Here is a 19,464-nt window from a genome sequence, read left to right on the forward strand (position 1 = left end):
CGAAATGACACAAAAAAGAGCGGGCTCTTCTAGCACCCACTCTCTAAGTATGCCACTCTATCACCCGGCTGCATAGTCTATCTACCAAAATTCGCTCGTGACTGATCACCATAACGCCGGCACGCTGCCGTTCGGCCCATCTGACCACCGCTTGCCAGATCTGCGCCTGCGTGATCGCATCGAGCATCGTCGTCATTTCATCGGCAATCAGATAGCGTGTTCCGGAGCTTAGCGCCCTCGCCACACAGATCCGCTGCAGCTCTCCTCCGGACAGCTCGCCCGGATAACGGGTCAGCCAATCCGCCTCGACAGCGAGCTCGGCGAGCAAGCCGGCGTCCAGGCCGCCCGCTTCGGCGAGCGTGCGCTGCAGCTTCCAGCGCGGATTGACCGCCTGCTCCGGGTGCTGCAGCACCAACTGCACGGGATTGCGCTCGCCCGCGGTGAGCTGCTTGCCGTCGCAGGTGATCGTCCCCTCCCGGGGACGAAGGTGACCTGCCAGCAATTTCCCGAGCGTCGACTTCCCGCAGCCGCTCGGTCCGACAAGACCGATGATCTCCCCGGCCTCCAAGCGAATATCCGTATTCCGGATCACCCATGACGCTTGGTCATAGCGATACCCTAACGCTTTCCCCTCAAGTGGCATGATGACACCTCACTTCGCCGTTTCTTACCGCCCGCATGTCCGGGACCAGCGCCAGGCATTGCGCGGTTGCCTCCGCACAGCGCGGTGCGAACGCGCAGCCCGCCTGCGGCGCATCCGGCAGCGGCTGTGCGCCGGGCAGCGCTGCGAACCGTCTGCTTGGCAGCGCGTTCCACAGCGCTTTCGTATAAGGGTGGCGCAGCCCTTCCCCTTCTCCCGCGAAATCGCGCGTTCGGGCCGTTTCCAGCACGGTTCCCGCATAGAGCACCGCGATCCGGTCCGCGACGGATAAGGCGGCCTCGATATCATGCGTAATCAGCATGACGGCGCAGCCTTCATCCGCCAATTGGCGGAAGCGGCCCAACGTTCCGGCCATCGCAGGCGCATCCAGGCCCGGCGTCGGCTCATCGGCGATGACCAAGCGGGCCCCGCTTACCGTGGCCGTGGACACGAGCACTTTGCGCGCCATGCCGCCCGATAGCTGGAACGGGAACCATTGGGCCACGATATCCGCCAGCTGGTATTTGCGGAAAGCGTTCACCTGCAGCTCCGCAGGGTCGCCAAGGCGGGCAGATTGCCGCACCTGCTCTCCGACACGCATGAGCGGGTCCAAGTACTGGACGGATTGCGGGATCAGGGCAATCTCTCTGCCGCGCAGACGGCGCTGTCTCTCGGCGGTCAATGCTTCGCCTTTGAACGCAATGCAGCCCGTCACCTCGGCATTTCCGGGGAGAATGCCCAGAATGGCATGCGCCAGCAAGCTTTTGCCGGAGCCGCTGGAGCCTACAACCGCCACAATTTCACCGGCCTGAAGCGACAATTGAAGATTATGGATGACATTCGTATGCACCTGCCGCAGGCTCCGGTCATACCGGCTGAAACGAACCGAAAGATCCCGAATGTCCAGCATCGGTCATTCCCCTTCCGTCTGGTTTTTATTGTTCATGCGCATGCCTGGGGTCGACCCACTGCTTCAAGTTCTCTCCAAGCATGGCAATCGCACGTACGAGCAGTAATAAGCATAATCCGGGAAACAAAGCCAGCCACCAGAGACCGGAAGACAGATAGCGCATCGACTCCGATAAAATAATGCCGATCGCCGGCTCGTGCGGCGATAAGCCCATCCCGATGAACGTGATCGAGGCCTCGTGGAGAATCGCATGCGGCACGATCAGAATCATGCCGACCAAGAGCTGCGGCAGCAGATGAGGAAGCATGTGCCTGGTCGCGATCCACCAGCTGGATCGGCCGAAATTGCGGGAGATGGCGATATACGGTGAAGCCTTAAGCTGCATGACCTCGGCCCGAATCACCCGGGATAAGCTCGGCCAATGCGTCAAGGCGACACCGATCACGATGCCTTTGGCCCCTCCGCCCAGCACGAAGGCAATTAAGAGGAGTGTCACCAAATGAGGCACACTGAGGAATAAATCCGTCAGCCAGCTGACGGCACGGTTGACCGTCCTCCCGAGCGTCGCGGCGGCAAGTCCCATCAGGCTTGCAATAACTACGCTGGAGGCCCCGGCCGTCAGCCCGATCCCCAGACTGAGCGTAAGTCCTTTGATCGTCCGTGTCAGCATATCCCTGCCGAGCCAATCCGTCCCGAACGGATGCTGTGCCTGCGGCCCCAAGTTGCGCTGCCCCAGATCCGTGCTTAGCCCGGAAGCATCCAGCCATACGGACGCTGCGACAATAGCGCCAAGCAGGAGCAGGGCAACCGCCGATGTGAGAAGCAGCTTATGCCGGTAGTGAAGCTTCATGAGCGCCCGTTCGGCGCGCTGTGATTGCTTCATGACCGCCTGCCTGCTTTCATTCTCGGATCAATCAAGCGGTAGATGAGATCCGCAGCCGTATTCCCCGTATAGACGAATACCGCGCTGAACAATACGATGCCAAGCAGCAACGGGATATCGCCGCGCAGCCCCGCTTCGACGGCAGCCTGCCCTAATCCGGGATACGAGAACACCTGCTCGGCGAGGACCGCGCCGCCGAATAGTTCGCTGAACGAAGCGAACTGCAGCGTAATCGCAGGCATCGCCACGTTACGAAGCCCGTGCCGCCAGAAAATAGTGAACCCCTGCTCGCCCCGGGCTTTGGCAAACAACCAGTACTCCTTGTCCATCACATCCAGCAGCTTCTCTCTCGTATGCAGCGCAATCGCTGCAATTCCTGTGACGCTTAGCGTCAGCGCCGGCAACAGCATATGCCGCACGCGGTCGATGAATTGCACATGATCCGCCGTGACGCCCGCGGGAACGGCAAGCCCGACCGGCAGCCAGCCGAGCCATACGGAGAATAGGAGCATCAGCAGCAGTCCCACCCAGAAGGTTGGCGTTGACGACAGCGTGTAGCAATACCACCGGATCAGCTTATCGAGCCGCGTATTTCGGTTCATCGCTGCAAGTACGCCGGCAGTGAATCCGATGAGTCCAGACAGCAGCCATGCAGCCCCCATAAGCGCTAGAGATGCGGCGAACCTCTCGCCGATCACCTCAAGCACAGGCCGTCTATAGATCATAGACGTTCCCATATCCCCGCTTGCCACAGCCGTCAGCCAGTTCCAGTAACGGGCGAGCGGCGGATCGTTCAATCCCCAGTATTGCATGATCGCCTCTCGCTGCTCCGCGCTGACCCGCAGCATATCGGCTCCTACATAAGCCTGAACAGGGTCGATCGGGGACAAATGTACGAGCATGAACGAAATCGCACTTACCGCGAACAGCAAGCCTATGAGACCGAACCCTCTGCGAATTAAGATTTCCATCGCCATTCCTCAATGTTATCCGTGACCGGCCAGCCGTGGCCGTGCGGATGAATCTTCTTCTTGCCGACATCCAATCCGGCTTTGACCAGATACAGATGGTCCATATTAACCAGCCATGTCCAAGGCGCATCGCCTTTGGCGCTCAGCCCTGTTGCACCGTCCCATTGGGCTTTCTTCCAGTAGGACCAGGCCTCCTGTTCGCCCGTCGCCCGCAGAGCCTTCGTCATGTAATCTTCAACCATGGAGTTGCTGTAATAGCCTGGGTTGTAATACTCGACGCCGCCGAATTTACTGCTATAGACATTGTACATTTCTAGCGGATCATGACTTCCCCAGCCCAAAAGAACCGGATTCGCATGCATCAGCTTTTCAATCTCGCTCCAGCTCTTCCCCTCCGCTTGGACCTTAATCCCCAAGGGCTTCAGCATATCCGCCGACGCAATCGCCAGCGATTGCCGCGTGACGTCGCTGGACGGATAAAGCAGGCTGAACTCGGCTTTCAAGCCTCCTTGTTCCACAATCCCGTCGCCGTCCGTATCGTGCCAGCCGTTATCGGCAAGCAGCTTAATCGCCGCCGGCATATCGGCATCCGGAATGACAGCCTCCGGATTGAACCAAGGAAGCCCGTCATTCAGCGTGTAGGCCGGCGTTCCGTGCCCTTCCAGCACGCCTTGCACCAGCGCTTTCCGGTCCAGCGCGAGATTGATGGCTTGGCGAATAGCCCTATCTGCCGTAACATCATTGCCGATCGGATAGCCTTCCTTCGTTTTTCCGCCGGACTTCACATAAGGAAACATGATGCCGCGGTTGTCCACGGTCCTCGCGGCGATCAGTTCCATCCCGCTCACCGCTTGCTTGCTGAATGCAGCCGGTATGGCCGCCATATCGACCGTTCCCGCCTTCGCAGCCGCGAATGCCGCATCTTCGCCAAGGAAGAGGAACGTGAGCTTTTGGAAAAAAGGCTTCGTCCCGTAATAGTTCTCGTTCGCTTCCACAATCAGCTGCTGCCCTCTATCCCACTGAACCAATTTGTAAGGGCCGGAGCCGATGGGCTTCATCGCATACTCCTTCCCATGCGCATGTTTGGGAACAATCCCCGTAGACACGAGCATCTGGGCAAAAGTCGATTGCGGTTCCTTCAATGTAAACTTCACGGTCAGCTCATCTGGCGCTTCAACGCTCCGGACATTGCTCAGATCGACCGACGAACCGCTTGCCGCCGCCGCTTGGTACGTATACTGCACATCTGCGGATGTAACAGGCTTGCCATCACTAAACTTCGCTCCTTGGCGAAGCTTCACGGTCCAGACGGTACCGTCCGCGCTTACCTCGTATCCCGTCGCCAAATCGTTCGTGATGTTCATCCCGCTATCCCGTTTCAACAGCGTGCTCTGAAACAACGGCGATCCATAGCGACCCCACCCTGTTGTGGGATCGAAACCGGTCTCCGGCTCGCCCCCGATAGCGAGCACCAGCTCTGTTTTCGCGCTATGTGCGGTCTGGGCCGTCGGAGTTGTCTGTGCGCTTGGCTGCGGCTGCGGCTTATCCGACTTACAGGCCGTTAGGCCAATAGCAAGCGCCAATGCCATGGAAAGTGCAGCCCATCTTTGTTTCATCCGTCTTCCCCCTTTTTCCAATGTTAACGTGTGCAGTAACACGATTTTATCAAATAGTAACACAGCAGACGGGTTATGTCATCCAGAATTTACATACATAACGAAGGGCAGACGGGTTATGTTATCCAACCAGAATTTACATGCATAACGGGGGGCTTCCCCGTGTGTCGGGGACTTAGCTGAGCACGATGTTATTCGACCGCACAGCCGTCACCGAACAGGTCCGCCCCGGCACTCCCCTCCAGATTCTATATGAAAAATCATATACATATTGCACAAAGAGGGAAAAATCCTTAATTGTATATGAAATATAGAATACAATCTGGCTTTTTACCGATAATCCAGGAATTGTATTCGAAAAATCATACAGACTGTAAAAAAAGACTTCCCCGAGCCATTTAAATGGCTCAATGGAAGTCCTTGCCGTCAATGGTGCCTATTGACTTGGTCCCGATCCAAACCTACTTCTCCGAAAACGAGTAGATGGATTTGGCCGAGAATGTTGCTGTAAACGAGCCGCCCGACAAAGCGACATCCGCCATGTTGTTGAGATTATCCGTGGCGCTCGTCTTGAGTTTGCTCGCTGCCGCAGAGGATGTGCCGAACCCGCTCACGGTTGCCGTGATGTCGGAGCCAGACGTATTCACGACAACAAGCTGCGCTTTGCCTGTGGAATTGATCTTGGTGGCAACGGCCAGCAGCGAGGGATGGCTGGACACCGCCCCGATTCGCACGTACCCCGGACGCATCACACGGCTGAAGTTGCCCATGGCATACAACACCTTACTCGTGGCATACGTGCCGCTGCTCGTATTCAAATTGATCAGCTGCTGGGCCAAACTTTCATCCTTGCCGACGCTCCACCAGTACAGATACCCTCTTGCCCCATTCATGCCGCCGGCTGTCAACGCCCGGTGGATGTTGGCCGCCAGGTCGACAGCCTGCTGGTTATCGTATGCCGCATCGCCGGGATTCCAAAGATTGTTGCTCTCGTCCTTGAAATTATATTCCGTCATCAGCTTCGGCTTGGTTTCCTCGTACAGCGCAGCATTGTTATTACCGTAATTATGGTAAGCTATATAATCCAGTTTGCTTTCATTAGCCGGCATATTGTTCAGAAAATTCATCGCTACATTCTCCGAGGTCGCCTCCGGAGCCGTAAGTTTGACCTGCGGCCTTACACCTTTGGCGGTCAGGGCCGCATCCAAATAGCCGACGAAGCTGTCCATCTCCGCATTGAAATAGCGGGCTGTCGCCCATTGCGCATTCTCGTAATCAGCTTCATTCTGGATGCTGAGCCATTTGATATTGTAGCCGAAGTCATTCCTATACTTCTGCACCCATCTCGCCAAGTAATTGGCGTAGTCGGTATAGCGCGCCGCCAGCAGATGGCCGCCCTTCACGGTTCCCGTATCCTTCATCCAGGCTGGCGGACTCCAGGGAACCGCATAGAATTGCATAGGACTGTACCGCGCAAGCGCTTGATCCGCGAACCAGCGCTGATGCGCATCGGTGGTCCAATCCTCGGTGCAGCCGTTCCAGCCGCAATACGAAATCTCGACTCCCGAGGAATCTTCGCTGGGCTTGAACGGATTAATCTCCCATCGGACAACGGTGAGTCCCGCATTGGAACCGCTGTTAAGAAACAGCTTGTCGAGGATTTCATTTTGGACGGCCGTACTCATACCGGTTTGCAGGTCGTATACCGGTTTATTGGCCGCTGCCCCGAAGCCGTCAATAGTTTGGTACGTCGTACTCTTGGTTAACACAATGGTTTCGGCGGCGGCGGCGGCGACGGGAAGATTCAGCGTATAGCTTGCAACGAACCAAACAACAGCGAGAAGACTAATAGATCGTCCGCTTAATCTCAGCTTATTCAATCTCATTATTCACTCCTTGTTTGCCATGCTGCCTCCCCGGCCGCGCGTTACCAGTGAGGATACCCAAATTGTAAGCGCGCTCAAACCGTTTCGTCTATAGTCATTAACGTACCAATTCCAGCTTGTTCGATAGCGGAACCGGCAGGGTCTCGTCTTGCCAATCCAACTTGTCTACGACAAAGACACGAACGGTATAATTCGTATTATCCGGATCAGCCACATCGAAGTGTCCCGTAAGCCGGCCGGCCGAAGTGATATCGCTCTCCAGCGCCACATGGGCGACAGGCGTCGTCCCTTTCACCAGCTGGAAGTAAACGACCTCCGTTCCGGCATGGTCGGCTGCTCCCGCTGCGGGCGCAACATCGACGCTCGCGCTCAAGCCATGCGTTCGGATCAGCGCACCATTCTGCGTAACGGTGAAAGGCTTCTCTGCGCCAGGCCCAGGCCCAGGCTCTGGCCCCGTATCCTCCGCAATTTCGGCGACGAGGAAATCATCGATTCTGGCCGCTTGATTCGCTACCCGAATCCCCGCTTTGCCTTGCGTCAAGGCCGGCGGGTTGGATGGAAACAGCGCGCCGTTATCCGTCTCGTCGAAAATCAAATTGTCATCGACGTATCCTTGGATGCGATTGCCGTCCACAACCAATCTCAACTGGTACCAGTTGCCGACGATATAAGGGTACGGAATTTTTTTGCTGTCCAGCTCCTTGATGGTTCCGTTCACAATGCGACCCAGTGCCATATAACCTGTACTGCCTCCCGGCAACCCGTTGGTGCCGTTATGAATCCGCAGCATATAGAAGTTTTTGCCGTCGTCCGACGCCCTGGCGATGACGCCAGGCAGCGAGGTGCCGACCTGCGCCTTCACTCTTGCTCTCACTTCATAATTCGTCCATGCGCTCTGGCCGACCGTGAAAGCCATGGAAGTCGTCGTATATTTCTCCAGCACCTTGCCCTGGTCTTCGTCCGCAATCCGCAGATGAGAGGCGGCCCCGTTCGGCGATGCCCCGTTGCTCCAGCCGGCAGCGCTATCTTGATTAAACTGTCCGTTCTCGAAGTTCTCTTCGTACAAAATCGTTCCAACCGGCGCTTCCGGATTCGCTTGGATATGCAGCGTATACGCCGTCATCGTGCCCGCCTCCGAGGTGACCAGCACTTTCCCGATCCCGGTCCCATTCGTTAGAACAGCGTCCGTAATTTGCGTCCTCGCCACATTGCTTGCCGTCGGCACGGCCTCCACGACTTTCACGTAGCCGGTTCTGGACGGAACTTGAATGTGATATTCCGTTTGCCCCGGAACAAGCGCAATGCTCGTTTCCGGCAGCTTTTGCCCCGGAGCCGTCAGCTTGTCGGTAATGACCGAGAGCCTTAACGAGCTAAGCGTCGTATCCGAGCTAGCCTGCCGCAGCGTCAGCGTATAGTAGTTGGCTCCGCTGCCTTCGTTGGATAGAGCGGCAAGTGTGAATTTCTTCTCTTGTCCCACCCTGTCAAATGTCACCGTCCCGGACGCAGGCGCAACGGCGGCATTCGCCGTACCGTACACCGCCCCCGTTATGTTCACGGTGCTGGATGAAGAAGGCACCAGAACCGTGTAATGGTTAATCCGTGGATCGAAGCCTTGGATGGTCACGCCATTCACGGCAATATCGCCGAGCAGCGGAACAATCGGGTACACCTTCACATCGTCGAAATCAGCGAGCGCTTCATGGCTTCTCAAACCGAATTTGCCGCTGGTCCGGCCTGTATCCGTACTCTCAACGACCTTGACGCCGTCGATATAGCCTGTGATCGTACTGCCGGCAAGCTCCAGATTCAGCTTATACCATCTGTCGGAAGCAATGTTGTAAGGCAGGTTGTAAGAGGCAAGCACGGTCGCCGTTCCGTTAATGCGTTTCTCCAACACCGCCTGTTGGACGGTGCCTGATCGAATCATTTTGAAATAATAATGGCTGTTATACGTGCTCGCTCTTGCCAGCAACCCCATCTGCACATTGCCTTGGTAAGCGCTATTAGCCACCTTGACCCGGGCTTCCACGCCGTAATCCTTCAAATCTTCCCCGAAAATCGCAAAACTCGGCGTTGCTCCATACACGTTAACCGGTTGGACGTACGTATTGTTATATACGCTATCCGTAATCGTTGTCCAAGGCGTTGCTGCACTGCTGTATCCCGTCATCGTCCAGGAGGACAGATCCCGTTCCCCGGCGGTTTCGAACGCATTCTTGTACATCGCTTCCGCAAAAACTTTCACCTCGTCGATCGAGAGCGGCCCGTCGTAAGTGGAACCGGTTACCGTCAGCTTGACGTACCGGGCCTTACCGCCGAACCATTCAAGACTGTTCCCAGGCGATGGGACATAGTCCGGCGAGGTCTTATCGACAGCTGCGGTGTATGAGCTGCCATCCAGGCTTGTCGATATGGCATACCGGAATCCTCGGGAAGCGCTGTTCGTCCAATCGATTTGCATTCCGGCCAAATGGTACGCTTTGCCCAGATCCACGACGACCGACTGCGGATAGGTACTGCTCGCAGCGATGGCAGATGTCTCGCTGCTGCCGTCGACGAGATTCGAGCCGCCGCTCATCCCCGGGGAAACAGTAACCGTTTTGCCTGCGGAAACAATATTCTTGATGCTGGGGTCAACCGCTTCAAGCTCGATGAGCATAACGGCATTTTTCTCAAGCGTTTGTCCCAGTACGATTTCATCCGCTGCATTCACAATCGATTCCTCAACGATCTGCAGATCGTCCGTTTTGTTGTACGCATAATTGCTGTGCGTTTCGTCAACTACATAGGTCTTGTATCGCACGCTTTTCCCTTGAAAGCCTGCCGGAAGATTGGTCACATGCACATTGACATTGGAAGATACGGTGCCATCGCCCTGCTTGTTCCATACCATCATCGTCGCCTTGGTGTCGCTATTCTTGGTGGCGAGCATCCGGGTACCGTAGATATCCGTACTTCCGCCTGTCGTCTTCACGCGTGTATCCCCGAGCCGGGCGAACATCCTCATCGTATTGAAATACGGTGTATAGAACGTTTTGCCGAGCACTTCGTAATAATTCAGCTTATCTCCCGTTCCGATCAGTTGGAATGTATTGATGTCGGCGTTGCCCCACTTGATATCTACTCTTGCGATTGCCGGAGCGGAAGGCCCCAAGTCGAATTTCAGCCAAGTCCAGTAGTCCGCCTGTGTGAACTGCGTCGAATCGTCCTGGTCCGTGACCGCTGCGATATTGGGATCATTAGCGGGGTTAGGAATCGGAATCGGCTCTCCTTGGCTGTCAAAGAACCGGATTTCCTTGATTTTCATCGGCTTGGATGAAGATGCGGACTCCCGCCAACCGCGCAGATTAAGGTATTGAAGCGGCTTGTCATTGCGGCTGGTAAAGGTTTGCCAGTTCGACGTATCTCCGTTGCTGAGTGCATAATCGACGTCGAACTGGTTTTTGAAGTAGGCGTTCAGCGTATGCACGGCCACCCAGTTCATCGGGATGTCTGTTCCTCCGCGCGCGTAGAAATAAGCCGAATCCGTCATAAAGGCCGCTTGCTTGGCAAGGCCTACATTGTTCGTCGCATCGCTCAGCCCGCCGCCGCCTTTCCAGCCGTACTCGCTTACGATCGTGATCGCATTCGGGTAATACTGGCGCAAGTAATTCTTCATTTGAATTTCCTGCGTTTCGTTCATGCGGACATCCTCTTGATAGCGGTGCCAAGATACGAAATCGACTTGATAGCCGTTCGCATAGCTGATGTCGACGAACTGCTTCTGCTTCTCGAAATTGTATCCGGACAGCACGGGCCCGCCGACCTTCAGCGACTGACCGGCAAGACCTTGCGTATTCACCCATTTGACAGCCTCGGACATGCCTTGGTACATCCGCATGTAGCCGGGAATATCGTCCTTCACATGTCCGTAAAAGGCAGGCTCCAGATTCGGCTCATTGCCTACCTCGATGTATTCCAGCTTCGGATTTTTCGTCTTGAGCGTATAAATGATTTTCTTCATCGCCTTATCGAATTCCGGCCAGTTCATTTCCGTTTCCCCGGCGATCAATCTGTTCTTGGCCGGGTTGGCATCGCCTCCGTACGAATAAGCAAGCGAGATCAAGAGCGACTCCGAGAATTGCGACATGAAATCGTACGTTTCCTTACGGGCGCTGAGCAAGTCGGGATTGTCGGCGTTGCGCGGATCGTCGATCGAATAAGCCAAATAGTCGCCGTTCGCTGCATCTTTATTGTAGTACCAGTTGATTTTCACGAAATCGCGTACGACTTTCGTCTTCAGCCCCTTCAGTTCATCCACGACGTGGACCGGCAGCGGGGTATAGTTCGTATTGTTGAATTGCTCCGTGCGGACCAGCGGTCCTTCCGACACCGCATAATCCGCCTCGAGCTCGATGCCCGCCGCCTGAGCGGGCTGTGGCGCGAGAACGGCGGCGGCTGCAGCCAGCAAAGCGGCTGCCGTCCATACTGCGCATATCTTTTTCAGCTTAATCAGCATTCGTTATAACCCCCTTGTTTGACTATAAATCCGATACAGCATGACGGCCGCTTCGGCTCTGCTCGTGCTCCGCTGCGGGTGCAGGAAGCCGCCGCTGCCTTCGATGTAGCCGGAGGCAAGAAGCGCCTGCACGGCAGCTGCCGCATACGCCGATACTTGATCGGCATCCTTGAATGGGGCTGCTGAGGCGGCGGTTCCTGAACCTTGGGGCTTGTTAGCAAGACCGAGCGCTCTCGCCGTAAGCGCCATCATTTCCTGCCTGGAAATGTCTTTATCCGGCTGGAACAGGTTTTTGCCCGAACCGTCGGCGATACCTAATTTACGAGCAATGCCCAGCGCCTCATAGTAATAATCGTCAGGATGAATATCGTTGAAATTTTCCTCGAAAGAAGCGTACAAGCCTAACGTTCTTACCAGCAGCAGAACGAAGTCCGCACGTTTGACCGCAGCTTCCGGCACGAACGCATCGTCTGTCACCCCAGTCACGATACCTTTGGCGGCGAGCGCTTCCACTTGCTTCTTGGCCCAGGGGTAGCCGGACAAGTCACTGAACGACTTCACGGCATAGACGACGGCATATTGGCTGAAGTGCGGTGTCTTGAACGTAACCGTATCGGTTTCAGCGTCATAATTGCCGCTTGTCACGGGAGCCGCATTCCCTTTGCTGTCGATGTGCCAAACGGTGATGCCGTCCGGATTGCTCAGCTCCGCAGGCGCAGCGTCGTACGGGATGGAGATCACGGCCGGGGCATCCGGATTCGACCAAGCGACCGGATGGCCATCCAGCATCACGCTCACATCGATCAAGGGGCGGCCTCCGATTGCGGACTTGACCTTCTCCGGCAGCGCATCTTTGCTTGCCAGCGTGATTGTGAATGTCACCTGTTTCACACCCGCTGCTTCGTCCGGCTTGAACATGCCGCCTGCCAAGAGCAGACGGCCGGTCTCCGTCCGGATCTCCAGCTTGCTTCCCGGAACGCCCGCTGTCAGGAAGGAGACCGGCAGCGTAATCTCGTAGCCGGAAGCCCCTTCCGTGTGCTGTACTTCCAGAATCACCTTCGGAGAAGACGACGCCTTGCCTGCTTCGTCGTAAGCTGACTGGATCTCCGCTTGCCCTACGGCTGCTCTGGCCAATCCGGATGCGTCCGGCTTGCCGGCAGGGAGCACCGCCAGCTTGACGGTGCCGCCTGCGGATGGGCTCGTTGCCTCTCCAGACCCGTGACTGCCTCCACCGTTATTTCCGTTGTTATTTCCGTTATTTCCACCGCCACTGCTGCCGCTGCTGCCGTTGCCGCCATTGCCGCCTCCGGCTTCACCGCCACCGGGGCCCGGACCTGGTCCAGGCTCTGAACCCGGTCCGGGCTCCTCAGGGCGATCGTCCTTCGCTGCGACCTCAAACGCCGTTTCGGCCCAATCCCTCCCTGCGCCCGCCTTCACCGTATACGTACCGGCAGGACTATCGGCAGGCAGCGTCACCGTCTTGCCCGCGCGCAGCTGCTCCTTGCTCAGCTGATCCATTTCCAGCATCGTCTCATTCGGACGCAGAATGAGCACCACGACCTCCTCCAAGCTTGTCGTTCCTTGAACGACGAACATATCGCCCTGTTTCTGAGGCGCGATGGAGGCAAGCATGGTCGACGGTACAGCAGCGAACACATGGTTGAACGAACACAGACTCGCAACCAGAACTGCCATGCATGCTATTCGCCTTATCAATCGACTAATCCCTCTCTTTCCTATGCAAATAATCGGTTATTAAACTAGGCATACCGAAGAGACGCCTCTCTTCGCCACGTACAGGTAAGCGCTTTCGGTATGTCCTTATAAGAGGGTCTTCAGATCCCTCCCCCTCGTCTAGCGGGGACCCGAAGACCACCTGTTACCTTTCCGGCTTCCCCCGATACTGTCCGGGAGTTATTCCCTCCATCTTGCGGAAGTACCGGATGAAATTAGCCGGATTGTTATATTTCAGCTTGTCAGCGATATCCGTCACCGTCATATTCGTATCGCGGAGCCAACGCTTCGCCATATGAAGACGGTATTGGGCCAAATAGTCGGCGAAATTGATGCCCGTTTCTTGACGAAACACACGGCTGATATACTGCGGATGATAATTGATTCGGGCCGCACACTTCTCAAGCGTCAAATCGGTATCGAACTCGTCCTCGATCAACCGTTTCACCTCATCGGATATCGTGCGGAACTGCGTATCCCTTGACTGCTCCAGCAGCCGGACGCTAGGCTCGATAATTTGTTCGAAGAACCAGGCTTCAATGTCTCGGGGCGCGTGCAGATGAAGCAGGTCGTCGAACAACGACCGCTCCCTCTCGTTCAATTCATACAACGATATGCCTGAATCCTGCAGCAAGCGGATCAAATCGACCAGCAGCCGAACCAAAGACAGCTGATAATCGTTGTGGCTGCCGGCGGATTGCGAGGCATTCGCAATAAATACAGCCAATGCCTCCTGCGCACGAGCCGGTTCGAACGATTGAATCGCATCGATGAGCTGTGCAGCGGATTCTTTGGGATAATGAACGTCCTTGCTTTTATTAGGCTGCACGTCCTCGATGAACAATGCCGCCTCCCTCCCGAGCTGAACGCGGTATTTCAAGGCTGCCACACACTCCGCATAGCCTTGCTCGGCATACATCCAATGCGCGAAGCTTCGGCTGATTCCAACGCTGGCTTCGATGGACAAGTACCGCTTCACTGCTTTTTGTATAGATACGGCGATCTCGTATACCTTTTCCTTGAAAGCCCCCTCGGAGCTTGCTTGCGAACCGGCGATGAGCAGCACGGCATCCTGATACACGATCGGCGCAAGCCGTTCCTGGCTCGGCACGAGCTCGGACACGATATTGCCGATGGCGAACAGCAGCAAGTCGCGGTCCTTCTCGTCAAAACGGCTGCCCGACAAGTCATCGATTTGCAGAAGCAGGACGCGCATGCGGTCCCATTCCTGCGTATAGCCGTAATATTGAAGCCGATCTTGAATCTCCGACGATTTCGCCTCGCCGGCGAGCATTTTGCGAACGAGCAGTTCCGTCATATGCTCCTGCTGACCGGCCAATTGGAACTGCATCTTCGATTGATTGGTCAAGAGCGACTGGATGCCTTCCCGAATGACGCCGAACTCGTCCTTCGCCCCGCGAACGGTCTTCTCATTGGTTAATGTACGGTAGATGCTCCGTACCGGCCTGTAAACGCTCCGCGTGCCGAAAACGGCGACGACGACGGAGGCGATCAAGGCGATCAGACTCACCCATAGCGATGTCCACGCAATCCCCTGCGCCCGCTTCGTGAGCTCGCTAATCGGCAGCGCAGAGATGTAAATCCAGCCGTTATACGTGGATTTCCGGTAGGACACCGACATATCTTCATCGTGGATTTGGGATGTGAACAACCCTGTCCCTTCGCCGGATTCCGCGATTTGGCGCATATATGCTTCATGCGATAAATCGCTGCCGATCAAACCCGCTTCCGAGTGAGCAACGATTTTGCCGTTTTCATCTACAATATAGATTTGCCCATGCGAGCTGCCGTCCAAATTAATCAAATTGTTCATTTCCTTGCCCGTTAGCATGACGGCCAGCATGCCTTGTGGATTGAGCGAGTTAATCGGCCATTTCTTGATGTTCATGATCGTCTGGGGATGGCTCGTCAGTCCGGGATCGGCCTCGACATATTCGGAAACATCCATGCTAACCCACTTGGAGCCTTGGTGCATACGGGCGAAATCCTGCAAAAGATCCTTCATCTTCAGTTGGCTGTGCTCATTGAGACCCGAGTTGGAAATCAACCAATCCTTCTCCATGCTGTATAGGAAAACATCCTTAATCCCGAGCTCAAAGGTCTGGATCCCGATCAAACTATCGTACATATCCGTAATCAGATCCGTATCCGTATAAGCAAGCCTCTTGCCGATGGCGCCCGAGACCATTGGGGTGTTCAGCAGCTGCGAGGCTGAGTAATCGATCGTTTTTAAGGTTTGCTCGACCCGCAGCTGCGTTTGTCTCAACAACTGTTCGTTGCTTTCGTTCACTTTTTCCAGCACCGTGCGGGATGAATACGTATAGGAGTACCACCCTAAGATAAGCACTGGAAAAGCCCCCACAACGAGCGTAAGCACGATCAGTTTTCGTAAATATGGATGTGTATTCATGCCCGATTATCTCCTCCGAAGGCATTTCTGGGTGACCTGTCCGTTATCTTTCAGTATATCATTAAGGGTCTGCGTCATGGGGATAAATCACAGACCCTCCTGCCAAACCGGCCTGCAGCTTTACTTCTTGGCAGCTTTGTTGTATTCGGCCGTATATTCCTCAATCACTTTGCTTCCGCCGTTTTGCAGCCACTGGTCGACCGCCTTCTTCCAGCCGTTCTCATCGATTGCACCCATGATGAACTTCGTTCTGGCATCCTCAATCAGCTTCTCCAGCTCTTTGCCCTTCTCGCTGTAGGTGTCGGAGATGAACGCATTGACCGGATTCTCAATCGCGATTTTCGCATTTTCTTTCCACACAATATCACGCTGATGCACGAGCTCCGGCCCGAAAGTGGTGACCTGATCTCTTAACACGGCAAGCTGCGAAGAATCGCCCATTCCGTATTCGACAAGCATCTTCGGATCCGCCGTTTTCTTGTACTGTCCGTTCTCTACCGTATATTGGCGGCCTTCGATGCCGTTATACAGCATGTTTTGCATCTCTTTATCGGACAGCTTGTCAAAATAGTTCAGGATCGCTTTCAATTCCGCTTCCGTTTTCACGGACGTTTTCGGAATCATGAAGATCCCGTAAGACCCTGTGCCTGCAATGCTGCGCAGCCCTTTCGGCCCTTCCAGCGCACCGACCAGCGTCACCTTCGCCTTCGGATCCGCCTTCTTAGCCTGCTCCTCAATGCCGTTGGCGTCATTCAGATTGGCGACCCATGCGCCGGCTGTGCCTTTGTTCATCACTTGGCGGCCGTCTTTGACAACTGCGAAATCGAGGTTCATCAGCTTCTCGTCATAGAGCTTCTTATAGAACTTCATCGTTTCCAGATAAGCAGGCGACAGATGAGCAGGCGTTACCTTCCCGTCCTTCACTTCCCAATCGGCAGGACCGCCGTGCCAAGCCAGCATGCTTCTCCAGCCGGCAGGCACCTGCTGTTCGACAAGCCCGATCGTATCGTTCTTACCGTTCTTGTCCGGATCGTCATTCGTGAACGCTTTCAGCACCTTATAAAACTCATCGATCGTCTTCGGCTCCTTCAAGCCGAGATTATCGAGCCAATCTTTGCGCAGCGTAACACCGTCACGGGCCAAATCGCGTTCCCGGTATATCCCGTACACTTTGCCATCGATGGAAATCGCGTTCAGGGCGATGGGATTCATGCGGCTTAAGTTTGGATAATCCTTCAAATACGGGCCAACTTCCCAGAACATGCCCGAACGAACGGAGTTCACGATGAAGGGAACCTTCTGATTGAGCACCGTGATGACGCTGGGCAGCTCTCCTGAAGCGACCGTTGCGCTAAGCTTGTCGGAGTATGTTGCCGACGGTACCCAATTGAGCTTCAGCTCCGTGTTGGTGGCAGACTGAATTTTTTTGAAAATTTCTCCATCCGTCGACATCGGCTCGGGATTGAAGCTCGGCATCATAATGGACAGTTTATAAGGAGCCGCCGGCTTGGCGGCTTCCGCTGAAGCGGATGGCTGCGCTGCGCTGCCTGTGCCAGGAGCGGCTGCTCCTCCCCCTCCGCATCCTGCGGCTACTCCAGCCGTCAGGGTCAGCAGCGACGCCAGGGCGATCGCTTTTGGATTTGTTGTTTGTTTCATGTTTCGTCCTCCCTTTTTGTATATGATACATGTATCGAGAAACTGTGGAAACAGTTTACCCTTTCACGGAACCTAACAGCACGCCTTTGGCGAAATGCTTCTGCAGGAACGGATAGACCGCCAGGATCGGCAGTGTCGATATGACGATAACGGCCATCTTCACACTTTGCTCAGGCGGCTGGACAAAGTCGGCGGCAAGCGATGTGGAATCGCCGAGTCCTCCGCCGTCGGACATGATGACAATTTGCCGCAGCAGTACTTGAATGGGCCACATGGTGGAATCGTTGATGTACAGCACGGCGCTGAAAAATGTGTTCCAGTGGCCTACGGCGTAAAACAGCGAGAACGTCGCAATCGCCGGCAGGGACAGCGGGATCACGATGCGGAACAAGATGCCCGGGTCGCTGCAGCCGTCGATTTTGGCCGATTCCTCCAGGCCGTCCGGCATTTGCTGGAAGAAATTGCGCATAATGATCAGGTTAAAAGCGCTGATTGCACCGGGAATGAGCAGCGACCAGTACGTATCGATCATGCCAAGCTGCTTGACGACCAGAAATGTCGGGATCATCCCCCCGCCGAACAGCATCGTGAAGATGACCGCGAGCTGGATCGGCTTGCGGTAGTCCAAGTCCTTCCTGGCCAATGGATAGGCCATCAGACAGGTCATCATAATGTTGATAAGCGTCCCCGCTATCGTGATGAAAATCGTCACGCCCATACTGCGCATCAGCGTGCCTGTCGAGAAAATATACTCGTATGCGCTAAGCGAAAATTCCGTCGGGAACAGGATGAACCCCCGCTGGAGCAATTCTTTTTGCGTCGCGAACGAGCCTGCGATGATATAAATGAAAGGAATGAATGTCACCAGCGCAAATATCGTTAACAATCCAACATTGATACAATCAAATAACCGGCTTCCGAACGAACGGTCCTTAACCATTCGGCAGCCCCCTTTCCATACGGCTTATACGATGCCTTCTTCGCCCATTTTTTTGGCCAAATAATTGGAAGCGGCAACAAGCACCAATCCGACAACCGACTTGAACAAGCCGACGGCCGTACTATAGCTGTATTGGCCCTCCGAAATTCCCGTCGCATAGACATAAGTATCGAACACTTCGCCCACCTCGCGGTTCATCGCGTTCAGCATAAGCCAAATTTGTTCAAAACCGGTGTCCAGGAAATGGCCTAAACGCAAAATCAACAAAATCACGATCGTGGACCGAATCGCCGGTAGCGTAATATGCACCATCTGCTGCATCCGGTTCGCCCCGTCAATCCGGGCGGCTTCGTATTGTCCGGGGTCGACGCCCGCCAGTGCGGCTAAGAAAATAATCGTCCCCCAACCGGTTTCCTTCCAAATCACTTCTGCGGTTATGAATGTTCGAAACCAATCCTGACTGAGCAGGAAATTGATTTTCTCACCGCCAAGGAACTTGATACCCTCATTAATGAGTCCGCCCTCCGTCGTAAAAAACAAGTACACAATCGAGACGATAACGACCCACGACATGAAATGCGGAATGTACACGACCGTTTGCACGGTCCTTTTGAACAGCTCCACACGAAGCTCGTTGAGCATTAAGGCGATCACGATCGGCAGCGGAAAGAAGAAAACGATATTGTATACCGCCAAAATAAATGTGTTGCGCAGCAGCTTCCAGAACAGCGGATCCCCGAAAAACCGGTCAAAATGCTTCATGCCGACCCACTGGCTGTCCCAGAAGCCGAGAAACGGCTGATAATTTTTGAACGCGATCAACACGCCGTACATGGGCACATATTTAAAAATCAGAAAATATAAGATGCCGGGGAGCAGCATCAGATAGAGCCACCGGTTTCGCAGCATGCGCCTTGCCTGCTGTTTGCGATACGTCGTCTTGCTTAGCACCGTGTGGGCTGCTGCAGTTTGAGTGCTCATAAACCCCTTCCTTTCTACCACTTGCATGGTGATATGTTCGCTTTCAGTGCGGTTTGCCTTGCCACCTCTGCATCATAGGAGACTCCCTCCGTTGCCGTCCATAGTCATTCCTGCACGTCTTGTATTACGCTGCAAAACCCTTATAAATCAAGGCTTGAGCCCTTGATATAGTCATTATCCGCCGGCGATAGTCATTGTTTGACGGGGCTGAGGGAACGCCAAAAAAGCCTGAGGCCGAGCCTCAGGCTTCTTTCATCGGCGGTCTGCGCTGCACTCGCTGCCGGGTGCCGGCCGGTCGGTCGGTCGGCCGGTTGGCCC

The 19,464-nt window shown here is 55.1% G+C and carries 12 protein-coding genes; all 12 read right to left on the reverse strand.

From position 1 onward, the window contains the following. Window positions 1-43: 43 nt before the first annotated feature. Window positions 44-643: an ABC transporter ATP-binding protein gene (locus tag PUT07_RS18280; RefSeq protein ID WP_274469794.1), complete on the reverse strand. Its 600-nt coding sequence runs from the start codon at window positions 641-643 to the stop codon at window positions 44-46. Next, window positions 633-1,550 (reverse strand): ABC transporter ATP-binding protein, encoded by a 918-nt coding sequence (locus tag PUT07_RS18285; RefSeq protein ID WP_274469795.1) that lies wholly within the window; start codon window positions 1,548-1,550, stop codon window positions 633-635. The genes PUT07_RS18280 and PUT07_RS18285 overlap by 11 nt, the downstream gene beginning before the upstream one ends. A gap of 25 nt (window positions 1,551-1,575) precedes the next feature. Then, the gene (locus PUT07_RS18290; RefSeq protein WP_274469796.1) at window positions 1,576-2,433 is read right to left on the reverse strand and encodes an ABC transporter permease; all 858 of its coding nucleotides are present in this window, start codon (window positions 2,431-2,433) and stop codon (window positions 1,576-1,578) included. Next, window positions 2,430-3,404: an ABC transporter permease gene (locus PUT07_RS18295; protein WP_274469797.1), complete on the reverse strand. Its 975-nt coding sequence runs from the start codon at window positions 3,402-3,404 to the stop codon at window positions 2,430-2,432. Before PUT07_RS18295 ends, PUT07_RS18290 begins: the two co-directional genes overlap by 4 nt. Beyond that, complete coding sequence (locus PUT07_RS18300; RefSeq protein ID WP_274469798.1) at window positions 3,392-5,020, reverse strand: ABC transporter substrate-binding protein; 1,629 nt, start codon at window positions 5,018-5,020, stop codon at window positions 3,392-3,394. Before PUT07_RS18300 ends, PUT07_RS18295 begins: the two co-directional genes overlap by 13 nt. Window positions 5,021-5,481: 461 nt before the next feature. Next, on the reverse strand, window positions 5,482-6,906 hold the full coding sequence (locus PUT07_RS18305) for a glycoside hydrolase family 30 (RefSeq protein WP_274469799.1): 1,425 nt from the start codon (window positions 6,904-6,906) through the stop codon (window positions 5,482-5,484). A 97-nt stretch (window positions 6,907-7,003) separates the two neighbouring features. Next, window positions 7,004-11,404, reverse strand: coding sequence for a family 16 glycoside hydrolase (locus PUT07_RS18310; RefSeq protein ID WP_274469800.1), 4,401 nt, complete (start codon window positions 11,402-11,404; stop codon window positions 7,004-7,006). A gap of 3 nt (window positions 11,405-11,407) precedes the next feature. After that, on the reverse strand, window positions 11,408-13,099 hold the full coding sequence (locus PUT07_RS18315; protein ID WP_274469801.1) for an S-layer homology domain-containing protein: 1,692 nt from the start codon (window positions 13,097-13,099) through the stop codon (window positions 11,408-11,410). 184 nt (window positions 13,100-13,283) lie between these two features. Continuing rightward, window positions 13,284-15,569, reverse strand: a complete 2,286-nt coding sequence (locus tag PUT07_RS18320; protein WP_274469802.1) for an AraC family transcriptional regulator — start codon at window positions 15,567-15,569, stop codon at window positions 13,284-13,286. Between the two features lie 120 nt (window positions 15,570-15,689). Continuing rightward, window positions 15,690-17,225 (reverse strand): extracellular solute-binding protein, encoded by a 1,536-nt coding sequence (locus PUT07_RS18325; RefSeq protein ID WP_274469803.1) that lies wholly within the window; start codon window positions 17,223-17,225, stop codon window positions 15,690-15,692. A 55-nt stretch (window positions 17,226-17,280) separates the two neighbouring features. After that, window positions 17,281-18,165: a carbohydrate ABC transporter permease gene (locus tag PUT07_RS18330; protein WP_274469804.1), complete on the reverse strand. Its 885-nt coding sequence runs from the start codon at window positions 18,163-18,165 to the stop codon at window positions 17,281-17,283. A 24-nt stretch (window positions 18,166-18,189) separates the two neighbouring features. Then, entirely contained in the window at window positions 18,190-19,146 is a 957-nt protein-coding gene (locus PUT07_RS18335) for an ABC transporter permease (RefSeq protein ID WP_274469805.1), read from the reverse strand. Window positions 19,147-19,464 lie beyond the last annotated feature (318 nt).

The organism is Paenibacillus sp. MAHUQ-63, from assembly GCF_028765165.1.
GTDB lineage: Bacteria > Bacillota > Bacilli > Paenibacillales > NBRC-103111 > Paenibacillus_E.